The organism is Kiloniella majae (assembly GCF_002118315.1).
GTDB classification, from domain to species: domain Bacteria; phylum Pseudomonadota; class Alphaproteobacteria; order Kiloniellales; family Kiloniellaceae; genus Kiloniella; species Kiloniella majae.
Genome location: NZ_MTSZ01000012.1, coordinates 41,978 through 64,225 on the forward strand (window position 1 = coordinate 41,978; position 22,248 = coordinate 64,225).

General features: G+C 44.8%; 16 protein-coding genes. 8 read left to right on the top strand and 8 right to left on the bottom strand.

Going from position 1 to position 22,248, the window contains the following annotated elements; all coding sequences use genetic code 11:
• Window positions 1-191: 191 nt before the first annotated feature.
• The 3 genes from BKB51_RS20055 to BKB51_RS20065 all read left to right on the top strand — a co-directional run bounded on the left by BKB51_RS20055 (window position 192) and on the right by BKB51_RS20065 (window position 3,344).
• The gene (locus BKB51_RS20055; RefSeq protein WP_085902904.1) at window positions 192-1,043 is read left to right on the top strand and encodes a nitrilase-related carbon-nitrogen hydrolase; all 852 of its coding nucleotides are present in this window, start codon (window positions 192-194) and stop codon (window positions 1,041-1,043) included.
• Window positions 1,044-1,062: 19 nt separating this feature from the next.
• Window positions 1,063-2,451 carry an MmgE/PrpD family protein gene (locus BKB51_RS20060; RefSeq protein WP_085902905.1) on the top strand — a complete coding sequence of 463 codons (1,389 nt, stop codon included), beginning with the start codon at window positions 1,063-1,065 and terminating at the stop codon, window positions 2,449-2,451.
• 197 nt (window positions 2,452-2,648) lie between these two features.
• Entirely contained in the window at window positions 2,649-3,344 is a 696-nt protein-coding gene (locus tag BKB51_RS20065; protein ID WP_218044104.1) for a substrate-binding periplasmic protein, read from the top strand.
• Window positions 3,345-3,416: 72 nt separating this feature from the next.
• On the opposite strand, the gene BKB51_RS20070 is transcribed toward BKB51_RS20065, so the two are convergent.
• The 7 genes from BKB51_RS20070 to BKB51_RS20105 all read right to left on the bottom strand — a co-directional run bounded on the left by BKB51_RS20070 (window position 3,417) and on the right by BKB51_RS20105 (window position 13,227).
• Complete coding sequence (locus tag BKB51_RS20070; protein ID WP_085902907.1) at window positions 3,417-4,760, bottom strand: NAD(P)/FAD-dependent oxidoreductase; 1,344 nt, start codon at window positions 4,758-4,760, stop codon at window positions 3,417-3,419.
• A 131-nt stretch (window positions 4,761-4,891) separates the two neighbouring features.
• Window positions 4,892-5,914 (bottom strand): GlxA family transcriptional regulator, encoded by a 1,023-nt coding sequence (locus BKB51_RS20075; protein ID WP_158090295.1) that lies wholly within the window; start codon window positions 5,912-5,914, stop codon window positions 4,892-4,894.
• Entirely contained in the window at window positions 5,880-7,976 is a 2,097-nt protein-coding gene (locus BKB51_RS20080) for a dipeptide ABC transporter ATP-binding protein (protein WP_198946822.1), read from the bottom strand. Before BKB51_RS20080 ends, BKB51_RS20075 begins: the two co-directional genes overlap by 35 nt.
• A gap of 23 nt (window positions 7,977-7,999) precedes the next feature.
• Window positions 8,000-9,151 carry an ABC transporter permease gene (locus tag BKB51_RS20085; RefSeq protein ID WP_085902910.1) on the bottom strand — a complete coding sequence of 384 codons (1,152 nt, stop codon included), beginning with the start codon at window positions 9,149-9,151 and terminating at the stop codon, window positions 8,000-8,002.
• Window positions 9,152-9,161: 10 nt separating this feature from the next.
• Complete coding sequence (locus BKB51_RS20090) at window positions 9,162-10,199, bottom strand: ABC transporter permease (protein WP_085902911.1); 1,038 nt, start codon at window positions 10,197-10,199, stop codon at window positions 9,162-9,164.
• Between the two features lie 96 nt (window positions 10,200-10,295).
• A complete protein-coding gene (locus tag BKB51_RS20095) occupies window positions 10,296-11,948 on the bottom strand; it encodes an ABC transporter substrate-binding protein (protein ID WP_085902912.1) in 1,653 nt (550 codons plus the stop codon).
• A 403-nt stretch (window positions 11,949-12,351) separates the two neighbouring features.
• Window positions 12,352-13,227 (bottom strand): helix-turn-helix domain-containing protein, encoded by an 876-nt coding sequence (locus BKB51_RS20105; protein WP_125911891.1) that lies wholly within the window; start codon window positions 13,225-13,227, stop codon window positions 12,352-12,354.
• Between the two features lie 129 nt (window positions 13,228-13,356).
• On the opposite strand from BKB51_RS20105, the gene BKB51_RS20110 reads away from it, so the two are divergent.
• The 5 genes from BKB51_RS20110 (at window position 13,357) to BKB51_RS20130 (ending at window position 20,590) form a co-directional block, all read left to right on the top strand.
• A complete protein-coding gene (locus tag BKB51_RS20110; protein WP_125911892.1) occupies window positions 13,357-14,328 on the top strand; it encodes a fatty acid desaturase in 972 nt (323 codons plus the stop codon).
• A 10-nt stretch (window positions 14,329-14,338) separates the two neighbouring features.
• Window positions 14,339-15,151, top strand: coding sequence for a phosphate/phosphite/phosphonate ABC transporter substrate-binding protein (locus BKB51_RS20115; RefSeq protein ID WP_085902916.1), 813 nt, complete (start codon window positions 14,339-14,341; stop codon window positions 15,149-15,151).
• Window positions 15,152-15,207: 56 nt separating this feature from the next.
• The gene (locus BKB51_RS20120; protein WP_085902917.1) at window positions 15,208-16,749 is read left to right on the top strand and encodes a trimethylamine methyltransferase family protein; all 1,542 of its coding nucleotides are present in this window, start codon (window positions 15,208-15,210) and stop codon (window positions 16,747-16,749) included.
• 107 nt (window positions 16,750-16,856) lie between these two features.
• Window positions 16,857-18,164: an NAD(P)/FAD-dependent oxidoreductase gene (locus BKB51_RS20125; RefSeq protein ID WP_085902918.1), complete on the top strand. Its 1,308-nt coding sequence runs from the start codon at window positions 16,857-16,859 to the stop codon at window positions 18,162-18,164.
• A gap of 5 nt (window positions 18,165-18,169) precedes the next feature.
• Entirely contained in the window at window positions 18,170-20,590 is a 2,421-nt protein-coding gene (locus BKB51_RS20130) for a GcvT family protein (protein WP_085902919.1), read from the top strand.
• Window positions 20,591-20,684: 94 nt separating this feature from the next.
• Here BKB51_RS20130 and BKB51_RS20135 read toward each other — a convergent pair whose 3' ends face one another.
• On the bottom strand, window positions 20,685-22,079 hold the full coding sequence (locus BKB51_RS20135; RefSeq protein WP_198946823.1) for a M24 family metallopeptidase: 1,395 nt from the start codon (window positions 22,077-22,079) through the stop codon (window positions 20,685-20,687).
• Between the last annotated feature and the right edge of the window lie 169 nt (window positions 22,080-22,248).

Here is a 22,248-nt window from a genome sequence, read left to right on the forward strand (position 1 = left end):
ATAATTATTCAACAATATCATACTTCAATAATGTAATAGTGACGTAATAAAACGCGACAGCAAAGAAAAACTGACTTTATTCCATATATATTTTAAGAGGCCGCTTGAGATCATATCTTGGTCGTTTTAAGGCATCTGCACATTATAAGTTCTATAAGAATGTAAGGGTTGTGATGTAAGAAGGTCGGTAGATGACAAACAGGTTGATCCTTGCTGCGGCGCAGCTAACTGCAGGACCTACTTCGCTTCAGGATGGTCTGTTGCGGCATATCAAGTTTATCAATCAGGCAAGAGAACTTGATACGGATATCCTTGTCTTTCCAGAACTCTCACTAACAGGATATTCATTTACTCAGCCAATTCCGGAAATTGCTCTTCGGATTAACGATGATCTCGTTTCTCAAATTGCTGATAAGGCCGCTGGTATAACGGTCACTTTCGGGTTTGTTGAAGAAGGGGATGGTACGCTTTTCTATAATTCGGCAATGACGGTTCGGGACGGGAAAATCCTGAATGTACACAGGAAGATTAATCTAGCAACTTATGGACTATTGGAAGAGGGAAAACATTTTACTGCAGGGGAAGAGGTAAATAGTTTTGTCCCTGCCGATGAAAAAGATCCCTGGTGTGCTGGTACATTAATTTGTGCTGATCACTGGAACCCTTTGCTTCTCAGTCTTTCCGCTCTACGTGGTTCGAATATTCTTATCGCACCTATTGCCTCGGCTTCAGAGGCGGTAGGCGGAAATTTTTCTAATCCAGAAGGCTGGAAACAAAATCTTGGGAACACAGCACTTACCTTTGGCAGTTATATCCTGATGAGTAACTGGATAGGACCTCAAAATGGTGTGAATTTTTGGGGTGGGAGCTCGATTGTCTCTCCCCAGGGTATTGTTATTTCTCAAGCCGAAGAGGGAGAATGTTTAATTTCTGCCGAGGCTGATTATGAGCAGGCGAAAAACGCGCGATACCTTTTACCAACATTACGGGATCTTAATCCACATCACTTTGTTCGTGAATTTACTCGCATCCGCAAACAATAAAACAACAGGGCGAAGTTTCATGTCTTCTCAAGGCTCAATTTTATCGTTTATCCATGACACAGTGTTTGACGATTTATCCTCTGATGTCGTCAAGATGGCAGAACGTTGCTGTCTTGATCTACTGGGTGTAGCTGTGGCTGGCAGGCAAACGGAGCTTGCTCAAATCATTACCGAACATGCGATTTCTCTTTTCGGGGCAGGTAAAGAAGCAGTAACTATTCCCTTTACAGGGCAAATAGCAAGCCCTGCGGGAAGTGCTCTTGCGATGGGAATGACGATTGATGCTTTTGACGCGCATGATGGTCATCGTTTAACAAAAGGACATGCCGGAGCAGCTATTTTACCCGCCTTATTGGCTTTTGTTTATAGCCAGTCAGAGACGCAAGGCATGATAGATGGCAAAGAGTTTATTACGACCTTGGTCATCGGGTATGAAGTCAGTTTGCGTGCAGGTATAGCGTTACATGCCACGGCTTGCGATTATCACACGTCTGGTGCATGGAATGCCATAGGGGCAGCCGCTATGGGGGCACGTCTTCTAAAGTTGAATAAAGAACAAACCCGGCATGCATTGGGCATTGCGGAATATCACGGTCCCAGAAGCCAGATGATGCGATGTATAGATCATCCGACGATGCTCAAGGATGGATCCGGATGGGGGGCAATGGCGGGGGTAAGCGCAGCATATCTTGCCAGATCAGGTTTTACCGGTGCTCCAGCAATTACCCTTGAGAATGGAGATGTTATCCCCTATTGGGACGATCTTTATGAAAGATGGGAAATTTTGGCACAATATTTCAAGCCATATCCCGTTTGTCGATGGGCGCAACCAGCCATACAGGCGGTGTCTGATTTAATGGAGCAGAAATCACTTCACCACCATGAAATTCAAGCAATAGAAATCCGAACATTTCATGAAGGCGTTTGTCTTGGAGGGCATGCCCCGACGACAACAGAAGAAGCACAGTATGCAATTGCATTTCCGGTTGCTGCGTTAATTGTGCGCGGCACCTTAGGGGCAAATGAGATATCACCAGATTCCTTGCGTGACCCCCTGATCTTGGCCTTAAGTCAGAAAATATCCTTGAGGGAAAGAGACGAGTATAATGCAAAATTTCCGGGGGAACGTTGGGCTGATGTAACGATAACATTTAATAGTGGTGAGGTTCTGAAAACACCTGCAACTTGCCCGAACGGAGATCCCGAAAACCCGTTAACAGATGATCACATTCTGCATAAATTTCATAGTCTGTGCCAAGGGTCGTTACATAAAGCTACAATAGAGGGAATTGTAAAATCTGTTGATGGCTTAACACAAGATCCTAATGCTATGACCGAATTGTTGGATCTATTAAAACACCGGGTTTCACAAAATGGATGCCCGAACAAAGCAAATGATAATGTATAGAAGCGTATGAGCCTTTAAAAAATACGTTCTTGTCGTTTATAGGTGAGTAGAAATCACTTTGTTTTGTAAAAACAAATCTCCAGACTATTTTAATAAAATCATTTTATACTGAGAGTAGATGAGATAATGACGAGGCAAAGTCGTCTATGAGGTTGATTGTTAATTCTCTTTTATTTTCTACGATGGTTTTAATCTTAATGGCGACGTCTTTACGGGCTGAACAGCCTGAGCTCGTCATTCATTCTGTCGATTTTCCGCCTTATGAAATTCAGAATCCCGGCCTTGATAATTTACGGGGATTTGATGTTGAAGTCGTCATTGAGGCTTTTGACCGCGTTAATGTAGAGGTCGAAGTCGATTTTTTACCGTGGAAACGTATTGTTGCAATGGCTCGTGCTGGTACGACATTGGCTATGCTGTCCTGCGAAAAGACAGACAGCCGTAAAGAATTTATCTATTATTCTAACCCGATTAGTAAAGCGACAAGAACATATGTTGCAGCCGCAGAATACAGTGGGAAAACACCGTATTCAATGGAAGGTGCACGCGGGGCCAAAATTCTGGTCATAAGTGGTTATGCTGCTGAAGATGAGTTAAAAAAAGCAAACTTAAAATATGAATCTGTTACTCATGACATGACAGCATTACGCATTTTGTTAAATCGTAATTACGATTTTTTTTATTCTTCACGTGAATTCGTCGAATATACTGCACGTGGTCAAGGAATAGCTGATAAATTTCAATATTTTGATACAGGGAAACAGGTTTTCTTTCATCTCTGTTTTAGTAAAAAATGGCCTAATTCCAAGATGCTACGAGATAAGTTTGATATAGGATTAGCAGAGATACTCGCAGATGGAACCTATGATGCTATCCATGCGAAATATAAATAAATGAAAAGAGAGCCAAGGATAAAGGCTCTCTTTCGTATTGTTCATATAATGACATTGTTGGATAAGAAAATATCAGCTCCAGGGGAAGGGGCTGTTGCTAACCGGGTGCAATTTACCCTCAGCGTAACGATTGAAGCGGAAAGGTTCCAGAAGTGCGGATTTCTCTCCCAGAACTTCTTGAGCAATCAGGGCGCCAACGCCGATCATTTTATAGCCGTGGTTTGAATCTGCTATAATTGTTACGTTCTCTCTGAAATGGTCAAAAACAGGGAAACTGTCTGGTGTAAAACAACCAAGGCCGCCAGAAGGTTCATTTCTATATTTAACGATTTGTCCTTCGAAACGTTTCTGGCAAAAAGCGAGGGCAGATGTCCACATGTGGGCAAAGTGGTCATTGACGATAAACTCTGGTGATTTTGGTCCATAGGGATCAATGTTCACATCATCGGCGGCTTTATCGATCTTGTAAGGCATGGCACCGCCTTGTACGCCGTTGAAATGAAAATCAGGTTTATAGTAAATCCCCCACATTTCATCAGTAATTAACGAGCCATCAACATCTGAATAGAGAGGTTCGTCGGTATCGACATGAATAACAGGGGGCATATTGCCGTTGTTATCCATCAAAAAGCCAGGTTCTACTCCAAGAACGCCTTCCTCCAGTGCCCAGTACCTCCACATGGGAATGTCTTCGTGGATTTGGCCGTTTCGGCCTTTGATGTCGACTGATTTAGGTAGATCGAGCATATCCCATATGGTTTTTACCCAGGGGCCAACACCAACAATGACTTGATCGCATTCAATGTTACCCTTGTTGGTTTCTACGGCTGTCACAGCGGATGATCCATTTGCAAAGCTGAAGCCTTTGACTTCAACGCCAGACAAAATACGAACGCCGTTATCTTCTGCTTTTTTTGCCAGTCCATAGATCGCTTTGGTATTGTTAGCATATCCCCCACGTTTTTCATGAAGGATATTTGTGATCCCTTTTGCTTGCCAGTCATTAAAAATATTTTTCATATAAGACATACACTTGTCGCTGCCTTCTATGAAGTCAGATGAATAACCGATCTCTGTTTGCTGGCGATGGATATTCGCGCAATCCTCATGCATTGAATCTGGGCTTATTTGTAAATAGCCAACGGGGTTATAGCTGAAAGCTTCCTGATCGCTTTCCCATACATCAACTGAATGTGCCATTAATTCACGCATGGCTGGTTGGAAATAGTTATTTCTGACAACACCACATGCAATACCACTAGCCCCGGATGCGATACCTTCTTTATCGATGACAAGGATATCTTGCCCGGAGCCTTGTCCTTTAGCTTTTAGCTTTTCTGCCAGATGCCATGCCGTCGACAGGCCATGAATGCCAGCCCCGATAATGATGTATTTTGCCTTTATTGGAAAAGCCATTGATCCCAGACCTTTGTTAGAGAGAATATTTACATAAAATTCTCTCTCAGTTTAGGTGGTATGGATAATCAGAAAACAACGTTTGAGACATTTAAGAGTATAAATTAACATATACAAGCTTGGGAAAAAATCTAAAGTATCCGATATTCCCGCGGAGACATTCTCCATATTCTCTGGAAGTGCTTTGCCAGGTGAGATGATGATGCAAATCCACAAGCAACAGCGATTTCACTGATTGCTAGATTGGTTTGTCGCAAGAGATGAGCTGCGCGTCTGACCCGAAGGTCTATATAAAACTTGCTGGGGCTCTCGCCAACATATTGTTGGAAAATACGATCCATTTGTCGGGCCGTAATGTCAACAAGTTTTGCAAGTTCTGGCAAGGATAAAGGGGTCTCAAGATTTTGTTCCATATGTTCAATTATACCACTTAGTCGTGGGCTTGAAGCTGCAAATTTGAACGATGGATTAAGACGCTGCGGGCTTACCTGTGGTCTGATATCGCTATGAACAAAGTTTTCGGCAATTTCCAGACTTAAATGACGACCATAGTCCCGTTCAACCAGTTGAAGAAATAAATCAAAGGCGGCATTTCCACCTGCGCAGGAAAAACGATCTCGATCTATTTCGTAAATTTGACGGGTTATTTCCAGATCCGGATTTTGTTCCACATAACCATCATAACACTGCCAGTGGATTGTTGATTTATAACCGTCAAAAATCCCTGTTCGAGCAGCAAGGTAAGATCCATCAGATATGGCACCGGATAACTTGGCGCGCCTTGCATGTTCTCTAACGAAAGAGAGGGTTTTTGTATCTCTAAGGCTATCCGATCCATCGCCACCGCAAATAACCAGGTGTGTTATATCAGTAATAGGTCTATCCAGCGTTTCTGTTGAAAGGGCAAGCCCTCCTGATGAGGGATATGAGCCGCCATCAGCTGAAACTAGTTGCCATGAATAGATTTCTGATCTGGATAGCCTGTTTGCTGCGCGTAAAACCTCTACGGCCGAACTAAGGGCAAGCAGGGAATAGTTCGGAAGCAAAAGGAATACAAACACCCCCTTGGTAGGCAATTCCCTGCCATTGTTAGTCTGCCCTTCATTTTTCTTAAGGGCATCAGGCAGCCGTATGGTCTTTTTCCTTTTTGTCAAAACTAATGACAGGCTCCATGCGCTCAAGAATATCATTGGCGAGGTGACATTTTATTTGATGTCCGCCGCTCAGGCTTTTGATTTCCGGCACTTCTTTGGCACAGAGATCTCCGGGGACTTCGGAAACATGCGGGCAACGGGTGTGAAACGGGCAACCAGAAGGGGGACTCATAGCCGATGGAATATCTCCATCAAGCACAATATGCTTTTTCTCAACCGATGTGTCTGCAATGGGAATAGCCGAGAGCAAGGCCTCTGTATAGGGGTGATAAGGTGGTGCAAAGATCTGATCTGTTGTTCCTTGTTCGACAATATGACCCAAATACATAACAATCACACGATCTGCGATGTATCGTACCACTGAGAGATCATGCGAAATAAACAACATTGTTGTTTTGGCTTCACGTTGGATATCCATTAGAAGCTCTGTAACAGCGGCTTGAACCGAAACATCAAGTGCAGAAACAGGTTCATCCGCAACTACAATTTTTGGATGTCCGGCAAAACAGCGTGCGACGCCGATACGCTGTTTTTGACCGCCAGAAAGTTGTCGTGGCATACGCGATGCAAAAGCCCTGGGAAGTTTAACCAGATCAAGTAGTTCGAGCATGCGGCTCTCACGTTCTTTCTGGTTCGCCCCAATATTAAATTTTTCCAGAGTTCGGATAATTTGTGACCCGACAGAATGGCTTGGGTTGAGGGTATCGAAAGGATTTTGGAATACCATCTGCAGGGACGCAATGGTTTCTGGTGTGCGATTATCAACTTCAACGGCTTCTATATTCAGGCCATCCATTGTCACTGTACCATCAGTGGCTGTTTCCAAACCGAGCAGGACTTTGGCGAGAGTTGATTTACCACAACCAGATTCCCCGACAATGGCCGTTGTTTCAGACTCTCTGGCCGTAAAGGACAGGGTCTCGTTGGCTTTGACAGTACGTGTATCTGATCCACCAAATATGGCATTTGCTGCGACATGATAGTGTTTTTTCAGGTTTTCAACTTTGAGCACTTCCCGGCCGGGTTGAATAGCTTCATGCTGTTGTAGGTTTTCGGGTAGCGCCTTCCAATCGATTTCCTCAAACCGTAAACAGCGGCTTGTATGCCCTTCTTCATTTGCTACGGGCATCATATTAATATGACCTGCGTTACAAACTTCTTCGACATAGTGGTGACAGCGTGGTCCAAAGTTACAGCCACGGGGGCGTTGGTTGGGCAGTGGTAATTGCCCGGGAATAGCAACAAGAGGATGAGTGTTTTTATCTGCACCGGGTAATGGAATGGATCTAAACAGGCCCTGAGTATAGGGGTGTTGCATGCGGTCAAAGACATCGTTGACGGTGCCGCTTTCAACGGCTTCACCTGAATACATAATTGTGATGCGATCACAGGTCTCTAAAATCAGTCCCAGATTGTGAGAGATAAAGAGAATGGACGTCCCAAAACGTTTCCCCAGATCTTTAACCAGATCAATGATGCCAGCCTCTACCGTAACATCCAAAGCTGTTGTTGGTTCATCAAGCAGAAGTAACTTCGGTTTTGAAAGCAAAGCCATGGCAATGACGATGCGTTGTTGTTGCCCACCAGATAACTGATGTGGGTAAGATCGCATCATACGTTCCGGATCTGGCAGCTTAACAGCCTCTAGCATTTCCAAGGATCGGGCATAGGCTGCATCCTTGGTAACCTTTTCATGAATAATCGGAACTTCCATAAGTTGTTTTCCGATTTTCATGGCGGGGTTCAAGCTGGCCATTGGTTCCTGATAAACCATCGAGATCTTTGATCCACGAATGTCCTGTAATTCAGCCTCGGACATCTCTCCCATGTCCTTGCCCATGAATTTAATCGTACCCTCGGTTATCTTCCCGATATTGGATAGATCCCGCATGATACCCAGAGCGACAGTGGATTTCCCACAACCTGATTCACCCACAAGTCCCATGGCTTCGCCAGGCATTACCTTGCAAGAGAAGTCCATAACCGCCGGAATTTCACCTGTGCGGACAAAGAAGGATATAGAAAGGTTGTTAATCTCAAGAATTGGTGTGTCTTCAGTCATAGTCATCTCCCTTAATCCTTCCTCTAATCTTTCATGGACTCTTCACGAAGTGAATCAGCCAATAAGTTCAAGCCAAGAACAAATGACATCAGAGCCGCAGCAGGAAAGAGTGCGGGGTGTACGTATAGGCGAAGCAGGCGTGATCCTTCCTTGATCGCTGTGCCCCAATCGGGACTTTCAGGGGCCATACCCAATCCGAAATAGCCAAGCGTGCCGAGGAGAATGGTCGTGTAACCAATACGTAGGCAAGCATCAACAATCAAAGGACCTCGGGCATTGGGAAGGATTTCCCAAAGCATAATGTACCAAGGTGTCTCGCCCCTTGTCTGAGCCGCTGCGATATAGTCACGGGTTTTAATATCCATGACCAGGCCACGCACAATTCGAAACACAGCCGGACTGGTTGCGAAAACGACGGCGACAAAAATATTAAGCTCGTTGGGATCAATAGAAATAATCCCAAGTGGGTCAGCATCAAAAACAAGTCCGGCATAAATCCAGCCCCCGAGGGTTAGGGTAATTGCCAGCTGTATCCACAGAACTTCAGCTCTTTTTTTGTACCGGGAGTAGAACAGGGTCACAAAAAAGACGATTGGGAAAAGAAAGAAGAGCCCCGCCATAGCATAGGGGATTGGTGTTTCTGTAATTCCCGGTGTAACCAAAAGATAGAAAAGTAAAATAACCGGGAAAGCCAGAACGAGGTTGGCAAGGAATGAAAGAATTGTATCTGTTTTTCCACCGTAATAGCCGGCTGGTAATCCAAGGGAAATTCCAACCATCAGTGCAAAGATTGTTGCGGCGGGGGCAATGATCAGAACGATCTGGCTGCCGTAAACAACACGGCTAAACACGTCTCGTGCAAGCTTGTCTCCACCAAATAAAAAGGCTTCTCCACTTCCCGGTTCTATCGCACCGGGGAGCTTGTTCTTCATGACAACGATTTGATCAAGCGGATCAAAGGGGGCAATGATATCTGCAAAAATTGCCGTAAAGATCCAGAATGCGACGATGAGAACGCCAACGATGCCAACACCACTATCAAACAGTCTGCCATAAAGACCGAGTTGATTTTGAAAGGCAAAGCTTGCAGCGACCAATATGACAAGTGCAAGCCATGTTGGCCATAACTGGACAAGTGTCGTTGTGATAATGTCGAATGTTGATAAAAATTCCATAGTAGCCCCCTTATTTCACACGAATTCGAGGGTTGAGATAGGCATAGCCTACATCTGATATGAGCTGGGTTACCAGCACAACAACCACTGAAACAAGTGAGCAGGCCAACAGGAGATCTATATCATTATTTCCCGCTGCCTGAACAAGGGTAAAACCAAAGCCCTGATACCTGAACATGATTTCAACAATCACAACGCCAGTAAGAAGCCATGGAAATTGAAGCATTATCACGGTAAAGGGAGCTATAAGTGCATTGCGAAGGGCGTGTTTGATTATGACGGCGTAAAAGCCCATGCCCTTAAGTCGGGCAGTACGAATATACTGTGCTGTCATAACCTCTACCATCGATGCCCGTGTCATCCGGGCGATATAACCCATGCCGTAAATAGCCATTGTCATAACGGGGAGGGCGAAGTTGTAAAAAGTAATCCCCTTTGACGTTGCTGTTGCCGCTGAACCGTTCAACCATCCAAGCCAGGAAGCAAATATGACGGTGAAAAATATGCCTGATACATATTCTGGCGTTGCAGTGGATGTAATAGAGATAATGGACAAGCTTCGGTCTGTTCGCGACCCTTCGCGCATGCCGGCAAGAATACCTATCAGCAGGGCAGAGGGGATCATGACAGCCATAACCCAAAACATCAGCCAACCTGTTGATTGCAGGGCAGGAATGAGTTTGTCTGCAACTTTTTTCTTAAACTTGGTGGAACATCCAAAGTCCCCTTGGAGAACACCGGAAAAGGTTGGCACTGTGGGATCATCACAATACTTAAAACGCGAAACGGCTTCGCCTGTCTTTTCATCGATATTAGGTTGTCTGGGCCATACCCCTAGCCAAGATCCGTAACGTTCAATAAAGGGATCTCTGTAACCGTTGTTAACCAGCCAGGATTCAATCTCGACGTCTGTTGCTCTCATATTTGTCTGGGAAATAGAAAGCTTTCGAAGGTTTGGATCCAGGTTGACCAGTGAAAAGACAACAATCGTCAGGCATAACATGGTCAAAGCCATGACGCCCAAGCGTTTTAAGAAAAATGTGAACATATCGGCCCCGTTGGTCTGACGCTAAATTTTTAGTGCTTTAGGGTAAATCACAGGAGTTTCGGGTCCGAAACTCCTGTGATTGTTCCAACAAAACAACTATGCGTCTTCGAGCCAAACCTTTTCGAAATGGAATTCGAAAAGCGGATGCATACCATGATCACGAACATTATGCGTTGAATGGTTAAACAGATAACGCCAGTAAGGCTGAATAATGTGTCCGGAATCTTGCAAGATCTGTTCAAGATCTTTCATTATATCCCGACGTTTGTCTGCATCTGCAATCGCAAGAGCTTGTTCCATTTTTGCATCAAATTCCGGGTTGCTGTGCGCGGTTTCATTCCACGCTTCTCCAGATCTGTAGGCAAGCGCCATGATTTGAACACCCAAAGGACGCATATTCCAGTTGGTGATAGAGAAAGGATACTTGGTCCAATCATTCCAGAACGTTGATCCCGGTAATACTGTACGTTTTACCTTAAAGCCTGCTTCGCGAATTTGAGCCGCTACTGCATCTGCAGTATTTTTACGATAATCATCATCAATAGAGATGAGTTCGTGCTCATAATCGCTTTGGCCTGCTTCTGCCATTAGCTTCTGGGCACCCTCAATATCACGTTTTTGAATGGGAAGTTCGTAATATTCAGGGTGAAGAGGGGCCACATGATGGTTTTCAGCAACAGTACCAGCACCGCCATACCCAAGCTGAAGGACAGTTTCATTGTCCACGGCCATTTGCAAGGCTTTCCGAACACGCTGGTCGTCATATGGCTTATGGGTTGCATTGGTTCTTAGAACAACGGTTGCTGATGTAACAACTTCTGATCTGTTTAGGCCAAGACTATCCATAATTTCGATGAAGTCAGCCGTTGTTTGATAGTTTGTATGGATCTCACCAGATTCAAAGGCTGCAACTTCTGCAGAAGGATCTGTACCGTAGTCAATGAATTCAACTCCATCCAGATAAACGTCACCATCCCACCATTTTCCATTTGTCCGGCGTTTAACGGATGCAGAAGTGCCGACTTCGTATGATTCCAGCTCGAACGGGCCTGTACCGATTGGGTTAGACGGCAGATCGCTGCCCATTTTTTCGTAATCACGATGTACAATAAGGGCTGGATAATCGCTCATGCCCGGGATGATGGTAATGTCGGATTTAGGCAAGTTTAGCCGTACGGTATGGCTATCGATTTTTTCAATAGCACCTTCAATGGCTTTTCCTGTTTTTTCGTCGATAAGTGTGGCCATCCGACCAGCCATAGAATTACCTTCTACAGCCTTGTCACACCAGCGTGTCATATTAAAAACTACATCATCGGCATTGAAATCATCACCATTATTCCACTTAACGTCTTTGCGGACTTTAAGAGTGTAAACAGTGGCGTCATCGTTGATTTCCCATCCTTCGAGAAGACGCCCTTCGAAAGTAAAGTCGCGGTTGTAACGGACAAGCGGTTCTAGGAATTGGCGCGCGAGGTTACCCATTTCAGACCAGTCAAATGTACGCGGATCTTTGAGTTCACGTACACTGGTTGATACTTTCAGAATGCCACCTTTTTTACCTTCAGCAGCGATCGCTTCGGATGGTGCGACCATACCAAGCATACCGTATGCCGTGGCTGCTGTGGCACCGAAAACACTTGCAACTGCAAGGAATTCACGACGATCCATATTGCCAGATTTTGCCTCTTCAGCCATTTTGACTGTGTGAGATGGCATTGGCTTGCCATTACGTTTGAAGAATTTCATTTATAGTGCCTCCCGGTTGCGTGTTTTTTATCTGTTTGTTTTCGTTATTATATTTTTAAGTGTTTATTGTATCGTTTTTTTTGTCAAACCGTTGCGATCAAAAAATATATAAATCTCGGTGTTTTTGTGCATAAACAACAATAGTGCGGATTTGTAGAATTCCGCTATTATGTGCACGTTTAAATTATGTATGTGCACGTTTAAATTATGCCCAAGCAGGGATGGAGCAACTTTCTTGTTATTCTGCTCGTTATTCGTCCTGCTGTAGATTATCTTTTTTGAACGCATTTATCTCCCTACTATTTTTCATAACCGTATGGCACTCAATGTCGTGACTTTGAGCGACATTCTGTTGCTTGATAGCGACTCTATCAAGTGTCGCTATTTGAATAAAGAGATAACGTTATTTTATTTCATCAATAAATTTTTTAATTTGCTCTTCGGCTTTGTCGGGGCCAACTGTTGCTAGTCGGATTAATCTATCGAAGTGTTGTGTAAGGGCCTTAATGTGATCCACCGAGTTTACCAGCAGATACATATTCCCCAGATAAACTGCCGCACGCAGAGGACCGAATAGAGTGTAGGGGGCGGAATAAACGGCTTGCTGATCAAAGAAAAACAAGCGGAATGTTGGGTAAAATTCACCAACAAGTTTCAACATGTGTTCCAACTGTTTTCTACGCACATCCACGGACAGTTCATTCCAAACACCTTCTCCTTTCGCGAATAGTTCAAGCGTTTGTAATGGCATACAGACTTCCATATCAGTGTCTGGCTTCGTAGTTTTAAGCAGATGTTGCTTTGCTTGTTGATCCTGGGCCTTGCGAATAAAGAGGTGGTTATATTTAAATTCGAATTCGCTGACTTCGTCGATCCTCATGGTATCTGGTAGTGTATTGGGCACGTACCTGATTTTGTAGCCAATGGCTTCCCTGTGCCATTCTTCCAGCTTACGTGTTGCTTCTTCTTCGTTCATTTGCATGATTTCGATGGAAGGGACGATATCGTCACTGTGTCCATCATTTGCAATCAAGCCCATAAGCCAGTCCAAAGAAACTCCACAGGCTCTTGAAATAGCACATAAAGTTTCTGCTCTTGGAAGCCTGGTTGAATCCGGCGCCAGAAACTGGCTCAAGGCGGAACGGTCTATACCTATTGATTTGGAGAACTGACTTAGATTGTTGCCGCTCTGCGAAATAAGCAGTGCCATTCGTTCACGAAAAATATGGGCTACATCCCGTTTATCTGAACTATTTAAATTAGATTGTTGTGAATTCACATCATTATCCGCTTTTAGTTACAAAATGAACGATTAGCATCTAATTATTATTATAATGGTTGAATTGTATTATTGTCGATAGTCTTTTTCTGTCGCATCGTTATTAAGTTAAATAACGGAGGTTTAAAAGTGTGGTTGCGTGATAGTGCTGAGTGGCGGACGGTATTACTAATTGTATTTTGCTATTTCTTTTTGGGGTTAATGATTCTCAATCCCTTTGGCATTCCCCTAATCATGCAGATACTTATAATCATTCCTTTGATTACTTTGCATTCATCACTCCAGCATGAATGTATTCATGGACATCCCTTTGTGTCAGAAAAATTGAACGATGCCATTGCTATAATTCCGGTTGGGTTATTGGTTCCTTATCTTCGGTTTAAGGAAACGCATATCAAACACCACCAAAATGCGAGCATCAGTGATCCTTACGAAGACCCGGAAAGTGGCTATCAGGATTTGGAGATCTGGAAAACGCGCCCTGAGTGGATACGAACTATTTTCGATTTTAATAATACGTTGTTTGGCCGGATGTTAATTGGCCCAACCCTAAGTGTTGTTGGTTTTTCTTTTTATGAGCTTAAAAATGGTGATCAGAAGGCTATTTTTATCTGGCTGACACACTTTGTGATGAGCGCATTAGTTGTTACTTTTATTTATGTCGTAAGTGATATGCCTGTCTGGGCTTATCTGGTCTGCAGTTATTTTGCCTATTCTTTATTGATGGTACGTACATTTTTAGAACATCAAGCCCATGAGTCGATGCGCGCGAGAACGGTTATTGTTGAAGATAAAGGTTTTTTCAGTCTTCTGTTTTTAAATAATAACTTACACGTTGTTCATCATGCCTATCCGACCGTGGCCTGGTATAAGTTACCTGGTATTTTCCAGAAAAATCGCCAGCGATTTTTAGAAATGAACCGAGGTTACAGCTTTAAAAATTACGCTGAAATATTCAAACGTTTCACTTTTTCGCAAAAAGAACCTGTGCCGTATCCTTTCACACCCAAAAGGCCTAAAGCTAAAAAAGCTCCATCACGTATCGATACCGCTACTAAGGCGGCGGCTAAAACAGTGTCTATAACAGATAACGTAAATTAAGGTTGATGAGATGAGTGAAGTGATTGTCTCTCTTCCCATGTATGATTGGCCAGAAGTTCAGACTTATAACGATCAATTTTATAAAGAACTTCGTACAAGCCTTGCCGATCAGGGCTTTATAGCTCCCCCGGATTTGGATAGGACAACTGCGCCTGTTGAGCAATGGTTGGACAGTAATTTACTTTTGTCTCAAACCTGTGGCCTGCCCTTTAAAACACTATTGAAAGATAAGGTGTCTTTAGTGGGGACACCCTCTTATGGCATCAACTGTGGGGCAGGTTCCTATTACAGTGTTATCGTTGTTCATCAAGATGCATCGATTGATACATTGGATGACTTACAGGGATTGACCTTTGCTTATAACGATAAAGGATCTCAATCTGGTTATGCGGCACTTCTGTACACTCTCAGCGCACTTGATAATGATGAAAAAAGTCTCGTAAAATCCTTTAACTCCTCTTTCGAGAGCGGTAGCCATCGCGCATCTATTCAAGCTGTTGCTATGGGGCAGGCCGATTTTGCGGCTATTGATGCCCTTAGTTGGGAGTTGGCTTTACGTCATGAGCCCGCTGCACAAAAACTCAGAGTTATAGCAACAAGCGAACCGACACCAACGCTTCCCTTTATTACAGCTCGACGTTCTCGAAAAGAGATTGATCGGCTTCATATGGCAGTGGTTGATGCCATGATTTCCCTTGATGAAGAAACACGAGAAGCCTTACTTCTCATCGGTTTTTCTCCATTAAAAGAGCGGGATTATGACGTGATAGAAACACGATTGAATATTGTGAGACGTACCTTTGGCATGGGGTACGAAATTTAAGAGCGATTACCTTTGTTTTGTATTAGGTGTTTTGTACTATATTGGGAGACGCGGTCATGATGCAAAGATCTGGGCGTAAAAGGAATAAAAGGCCGCATGTTGCTGCATCTGCGTTTCAGCAATTACCTTGGTCCAAAGTGCGGACACCTTATCAACCTGTTGAGATACTAAGTGAAGGGCAAATTGATGCCATTTGTGATACGGCTTATCGTATTCTCGAAGAAGTCGGTATTGATATTCTACACACAGAAGCAAAAGAAATCCTACGCAAGGCAGGTGCGAAGACAGAGGTCGGAAGCGACAGGGTCTGTATCGACCGTGATTTGATTAAAGAGGCGATGTCACATGCACCCTCGGATGTGATTTTACACGCCCGTAATCCAGCACATAATTTAAGTTTATCGCCCGGGCATATTTCTTTTGGATCTGTAGCATCTGCCCCAAACGTGAGTGATATAGAACGTGGGCGCCGACCGGGAAATCAAGAGGATTATCGCAACCTTCTCAAGCTGTGTCAGTCATTAAATATTGTACATTTTATTGCGGGATATCCGGTAGAACCCGTTGATATTCTACCACGGATACGGCATCTCGAATGTATTGCAGATATGGTGCTACTAACTGACAAGGTTTTCCATGCATATGCTTTGGGGAAAGAACGTATAACTGATGCCTTGGAAATTACCCGTATAGCGCATGGTTGTGATAGTTGGGACGATTTTAAGAAAAAGACCCGGCTGTTTACTATCATCAATACGTCTTCTCCCCTTCGATTGGACGGGGTGATGATAGATGGGGCCATAGAAATGGCGCGACATAATCAACTATGTGTTATTACACCCTTTACGCTGTCAGGTGCCATGGCACCGATTACAGTGGCGGGAGCCTTATCCCAGCAACACGCTGAGGCACTTGCCGGGATGACATTATTGCAGTTGGTCGCGCCCGGGTGCCCTGTTGCTTATGGGGGCTTTACCTCGAATGTTGATATGAAAAGCGGATCGCCTGCCTTTGGAACGCCTGAGAATGCTCAGGCTGCCATGATTGGTGGACAGTTGGCCCGGCGGATAGGTGTTCCTTACCGTTCATCCAACGCCAACGCCTCGAATTGTGTAGATGCACAGGCAACCTACGAAAGCCAGATGTCGATATGGTCTGCTGTTATGGGGCAGGCCAATATGCTTATGCACGGTGCAGGGTGGATCGAAGGCGGGCTATGCGCCTCTTTTGAGAAGGTAATCATTGATGCAGAGATGCTGCAGATGATGACAAAGTTCCTGCAACCGCCTGAAATAACAGAAAGCAGTCTGGGATTGGACGCCGTTAAGGATGTGGGGCCAGGCGGACATTTCTTTGGTACACCCCATACGTTGGAACGTTACGAAACGGCCTTTTATTCCCCTATGGTATCGGACTGGAATAATTTTGAGAACTGGGAAGAAAAGGGATCAAAAACAGCAACCGAGCGAGCACATTCTATCTATCAAAATATTATCAATGATTATCAACAACCTGATCTCGATATCGGTAGGCAAGATGAAATCGCTGACTTTGTGGCACGAAGAACCACTGAAGGTGGTGTATCGGGAGATTTCTAGTTTGGAAAACTCATGTCAGATAAAAGCAAAAACAATCAATAACTAAGAACAAATTCCATAAATCTGGAAAACCCAGACATCAGGAAGAAACAGGGACGAAGAGAAGAATGAGTAAATCATACGACGCAATCATTATTGGTGCCGGGGTCATTGGGGCCTGTACCGCTTTTGAAATGGCTAAGAAGGGTTGGAAAACTCTTTCCATCGATAAATTACCGGAATCCGGGTATGGTTCAACATCCGGTTCTTGCGCGATTATTCGGACTTATTATTCAGCTTTGGAAACCTGTGCACTTGCTTATGAAGGTTGGCATTACTGGAAAAACTGGAACGAATATATGGGCGTCCAGGATGATCATGGCATGATCGAATATAAAGAAACGGGGTGCCTTGTTATTAAAACGCCTCACAATCATTCGCTTACTAAAGTCTGTGCAACGATGGATGAGATTGGGTGCCCCTATGAGGATATTCCGACATCTGATATCAAAAAGTATTTGCCGATCGCAGATACGCAACAATTTGAACCTGCACGACGCCCGGAAGATCCTGAATTTGGATTGCCAACGGGGCCAGCTGTTGAAGGCGCAGTGTTCTTCCCACGTGGTGGCTACGTTAATGACCCCAAACTGTCGGCCCATAATGCTCAACGCGCCGCGGAAGCTCACGGGGCGGAGTTTCTCTTTAAAACAGAGGTGAGTGAGATCCTGAAACAGAGCGGACGGATAAGTGGTGTCAAGTTATCAGACGGTACTGAGATCAACGCACCTGTTGTGATTAATGTTGCCGGTCCACATTCATCCAGGATCAATGAAATGGCTGGCGTGTGTCACGATATGAGAATGAGCACGCGTGCTCTTCGTCATGAGGTTGCTCATGTACCATCCCCAGAAGGATTTGATTTCGAGAAAGAGGGAATGGTTTATTCTGATAGTGATATCCATACCTACTGTCGCCCCGAGACGGGAAACAATATACTGATTGGATCCGAAGATCCTGCCTGTGATGAAAAAGAATGGGTAGATGATCCTGACAACTATGATGAAAACTTTTCCGAACAGTGGAAAGTTCTGGTTATGCGTATGGCTCAACGTTTCCCTGAACTTGGTATTCCCTCTAAAACGAAAGGCGTTGTTGCCCTCTATGACGTGACAGAAGACTGGATGCCGATTTACGATAAAAGCAGTTTGCCCGGATTTTATATGGCTGTGGGGACCAGTGGTAACCAGTACAAAAACGCACCAGTCGCCGGAAAAATGATGACGGCAATTGTCGAGGCATGTGAGAATGGCCATGATCATGATACAACGCCTTTGCAATTCCATCTGGAGAATATCGACAAAAGCATTTCGCTTGGAGTGTTTTCCCGTAATCGTGAAATCAATCAGAATTCCAGCTTTTCAGTAATCGGATAGGTCCCATGAAATCACATACTCGTGTCGCCGTTATCGGTGGCGGTGTCGTTGGTTGTTCTGTTCTTTACCACCTGACAAAGCTCGGGTGGAGCGATGTGATGTTGATTGAAAGATCAGAGCTTACATCTGGTTCAACATGGCATGCAGCTGGCGGTTTTCATACTTTGAACGCAGATACAAATATGGCTGCCCTGCAAGGCTATACAATTCGGCTTTATAAAGAACTTGAGGAAATCACCGGTATGTCTTGCGGTTTGCATCATGTTGGTGGTGTTACTTTGGCCTCGACACCTGAACGCATGGATTTCCTCAAGGCTGAGCGCGCAAAGCACCGCTATATGGGGTTGGACACTGAGATTGTTAGCCCCGAAGAAATAAAAAAATTATCACCGATTACCAATATCGATGGTGTTATCGGGGCGCTTTACGATCCGCTTGACGGACATCTTGATCCTTCAGGTACAACACATGCCTACGCCAAAGCGGCAAAGATGGCCGGAGCAGAAATTGTTTTGCGTAATCCTGTACTAGAGCTCAATCCACAGGCTGACGGTTCCTGGGAAGTTGTTACAAAAGAAGGTACAGTGATTGCCGAGCACATCGTGAATGCGGGCGGTTTGTGGGCGCGTGAAGTTGGTGAAATGGCTGGGGTTTATATGCCTCTCCATCCGATGGAACATCAGTATCTTGTCACTGAAGATGCGCCCGAAGTCTATGAATTGGACAGCGAGTTGCCACATGTGATGGATCCCGAAGGGGAAAGCTATCTCCGGCAAGAGGGAAGAGGTCTTTGCATTGGATTTTACGAGCAAGCCTGTGATGCATGGGCCGAGCGTGGTACCCCAATGGACTTTGGCCATGAACTTTTAAATAACAATCTGGATCGTATTGGTGATTCATTAGAGTTTGCCTTTAAGCGTTTCCCTGTTCTGGAGCGTGTCGGGGTTAAAACGGTTATCAATGGACCTTTTACTTTTGCACCTGATGGAAACCCACTTGTTGGACCTGTTCCCGGATTGCGGAACTACTGGTCAGCTTGCGGCGTTATGGCTGGGTTCTCACAGGGTGGTGGAGTTGGTTTAACTCTGGCGGAATGGATGATCGAAGGCGAACCATCAAGGGATGTCTTTGCTATGGATGTTGCCCGTTTTGGGGATTGGATCACACCGGGATATACACGGGCCAAAGTAAAAGAAAATTATCAACGGCGCTTTTCTGTTTCGTACCCAAATGAAGAATTGCCTGTCGCGCGTCCACATCAAACAACCCCGGCTTATCATATATGGAAAGAGCAGCGAGCGGTGTTTGGTGCTGCATACGGTATGGAAGCCGTGAATTATTTTGCGCCAGAGGGTGAGCCACTAGAAGAAACGCCTAGTTTTCGACGCAGTAATGCGTTTGATGCGGTTGCCGCTGAATGCTGTGCTGTTCGTGAAGCCGTTGGCATTAACGAAGTTCATAATTTTGGAAAGTATCGGGTTACGGGGAAGGGGGCACGGGATTGGCTGGATGTGATTATGGCTGGCCGAATTCCAAAACAGGGACGGTTGGCGCTTAATCCTATGTTGAGCCACAAGGGCAATTTGATTGGTGATTTCACAGTGTCCTGTTTAGATGATCATGAGTTTATGGTAACGGCATCTTTTGGAATGCAGGCAGCACATATGCGTTGGTTTGAAGAAAACCTGCCATCGGATGGTTCTGTTAACGTTGAGAATATCTCGACCAAACGCATTGGTTTTCAGATTGCCGGGCCAAATGCCCGTGAATTGTTACGTCGCGTGGCTTTCGAAGATGTTTCCGCAGAAAGCTTTAAATTTCTGGATGTCAAAGAGACAGACATTGGTTCCTGTCGTGCACTGGTCCAAAGGGTTTCCTATACGGGTGATCTTGGGTACGAAATTTATGTGCCGATCGAACGACAGGTTACTCTTTATAATATTCTCGCTGAGGCAGGGCAGGATTTAGGTCTCAAGCCTTTTGGTATGCGTGCCATGATGTCGTTGCGGCTGGAAAAATCTTTTGGTTCCTGGGGAAGAGAGTTCCGTCCTGACTATATGCCTGTGGAAACAGGGATGGATCGTTTTACTTCGTACAATAAAAAGGCTGACTTTATTGGGAAAGCTGCGGCACTGAAGGAAAAAGAAGAGGGTGCCAATCGAAAGCTTTGCACCTTTATTGTTGATGCCGTTGACGCTGATGTGTGGGGGGATGAACCCATTTGGCATAACGGCACGGTTGTTGGCTTTGTAACATCGGGTGGTTACGCCCACTATAGCAAGAAATCAGTAGCTTACGGATTTTTACCAACCGAGATAACCAAAGATGGTCTTGAGGTGGAAATCGAAGTCCTCGGGGTGATGCTCAAGGCCAGAATGTTTACAGAGACACTCTTTGATCCCAAAGCAGAAAGAGTGACGGGATAGTATTCTCGCTATAAGGTAAAGGGTGTTTCTATATATTGAGACACCCTTTGTTCACAGTGGTATTTAGTGAATTTATATTCTTATAACTTACGCATTAAGCCTTCGTCCCTGTTAAACGATCGTCCAGGGGATAAGTTGAAAGCTGTTCATATCCTGTTTCCGTAATCAGAATTTGGTCTTCAATTTTGACGCCTTCGTGCCCGCCATGGCGACCTACGTAGCTTTCTACACAAACGACCATACCGGGTTCTAGCTCTCCTTCGTATCCGACAGCCTTCCAATCCGATGGGTACCGGACAGCAGGATATTCATCACAGAGACCAACGCCATGAAACAGCACGGAGTATCTATTCGCTAGATACTCATCGGGTAAACTTTTAGCTTTTAAGGACAGTTCTCTAAAGTTAACTCTAGGTGCCAGCATTTCACGGTTATGGTCTATTTGCTCCAGAGCCATTTGATATAAGGTGCGTTGTTCGTTACTTGGCGTTCCGTCGCCAGCCAGCCATGTTCTGGAAATATCACAACAGAAGCCATAGGGACCGATTAGATCTGTATCAAATGCAACAAGATCACCATCTTCGATGATCCGTGAGGACGATTCCTGAAACCAGGGGTTGGTTCGCGGGCCGGAAGAAAGCAAACGGGTTTCAATCCACTCCCCACCGCGACGAATATTCTCTGCATGCAGGATGGACCACAAATCGTTCTCGCTCATTCCCGGACGCAGGGCGGTTTCCATTTGATGCATTGCGGCTTCGCAAGCTGTAATGGCACGGCGCATACAGAGTATCTCATCAGGCGATTTTATCTTGCGGGCTTCTTCCATCGCATCTTCGCCATAGATGACCTCGATACCTTCGCGATTGAGATGGGGAATGCCGTGTGGATCTATCTGGTCAAAAGCCAGACGTTTGTTGCCACCACCATATTGATGCACGAGATCAGCCGTTTGTTTGGCCCAATTGGCGGTCTGTTCTTCAATACGGTTACCTGCTTCAAAATAGAACCATGCGATACCGGGATGTACTTCATCAACCACTTCAGAATGGTCAGAAAGGTGCTCACAGTTGTGGAAGTCATAAAGTATTACGGGGCCATCTGTAGCAACAAAACAGGCCCGAACCGGATTGTGCAGGGTCCAGAGCTGCATATTACTGGCATCGGTTGCGTAGCGAACATTTAAGGGATCATAGAGATATATGCCAGCAAGGTCCCTGGCACGGAGTTGCTCGCGAATACGGTTCAAGCGATAACGTCGCATAGTGCCAAGGTCAGGTTCTGGTATTTGAGCTGCAAGCCATTCGCTTTCGGCGAGGGTACCGTAACCAATGACGTGTTGATTTAAGTTGGAAGCTTTGGAACGCGCCCATTCTTCCAACTCTTGAGGATTGGCATTCTCACCGGGGTGTTTTGGAATTTCATAAGGGGCAATCTTTCGACGATGACGTCCAAATAGATGTCCTGACGTCGCTGATACGTTCTTCATATCCATTATACATCCCTGATTTTTTACGGTACGCGCATAATTTTTATTATTATTCCTTATAAAAAATCATGCGGTAGGCCGTTTTTGAGAACAATCATACAATGTAATCAGGATTATGATTATGTGATGCCAAGGGTGATAATTATCGATTTTTTACCCTCTTTGCTGT

Excerpts from the sequence above, each read along its gene's own strand:
- BKB51_RS20115 (WP_085902916.1), top strand. The coding sequence starts at position 14,339 with ATGAGTGAAGTGATTGTCTCTCTTCCCATGTATGATTGGCCAGAAGTT.
- BKB51_RS20125 (WP_085902918.1), top strand. The coding sequence starts at position 16,857 with ATGAGTAAATCATACGACGCAATCATTATTGGTGCCGGGGTCATTGGG.
- BKB51_RS20135 (WP_198946823.1), bottom strand. The coding sequence starts at position 22,079 with ATGAAGAACGTATCAGCGACGTCAGGACATCTATTTGGACGTCATCGT.
- BKB51_RS20090 (WP_085902911.1), bottom strand. The coding sequence starts at position 10,199 with ATGTTCACATTTTTCTTAAAACGCTTGGGCGTCATGGCTTTGACCATG.
- BKB51_RS20060 (WP_085902905.1), top strand. The coding sequence starts at position 1,063 with ATGTCTTCTCAAGGCTCAATTTTATCGTTTATCCATGACACAGTGTTT.
- BKB51_RS20080 (WP_198946822.1), bottom strand. The coding sequence starts at position 7,976 with ATGACTGAAGACACACCAATTCTTGAGATTAACAACCTTTCTATATCC.
- BKB51_RS20055 (WP_085902904.1), top strand. The coding sequence starts at position 192 with ATGACAAACAGGTTGATCCTTGCTGCGGCGCAGCTAACTGCAGGACCT.
- BKB51_RS20120 (WP_085902917.1), top strand. The coding sequence starts at position 15,208 with ATGATGCAAAGATCTGGGCGTAAAAGGAATAAAAGGCCGCATGTTGCT.
- BKB51_RS20070 (WP_085902907.1), bottom strand. The coding sequence starts at position 4,760 with ATGGCTTTTCCAATAAAGGCAAAATACATCATTATCGGGGCTGGCATT.
- BKB51_RS20095 (WP_085902912.1), bottom strand. The coding sequence starts at position 11,948 with ATGAAATTCTTCAAACGTAATGGCAAGCCAATGCCATCTCACACAGTC.
- BKB51_RS20065 (WP_218044104.1), top strand. The coding sequence starts at position 2,649 with ATGGCGACGTCTTTACGGGCTGAACAGCCTGAGCTCGTCATTCATTCT.
- BKB51_RS20130 (WP_085902919.1), top strand. The coding sequence starts at position 18,170 with ATGAAATCACATACTCGTGTCGCCGTTATCGGTGGCGGTGTCGTTGGT.
- BKB51_RS20085 (WP_085902910.1), bottom strand. The coding sequence starts at position 9,151 with ATGGAATTTTTATCAACATTCGACATTATCACAACGACACTTGTCCAG.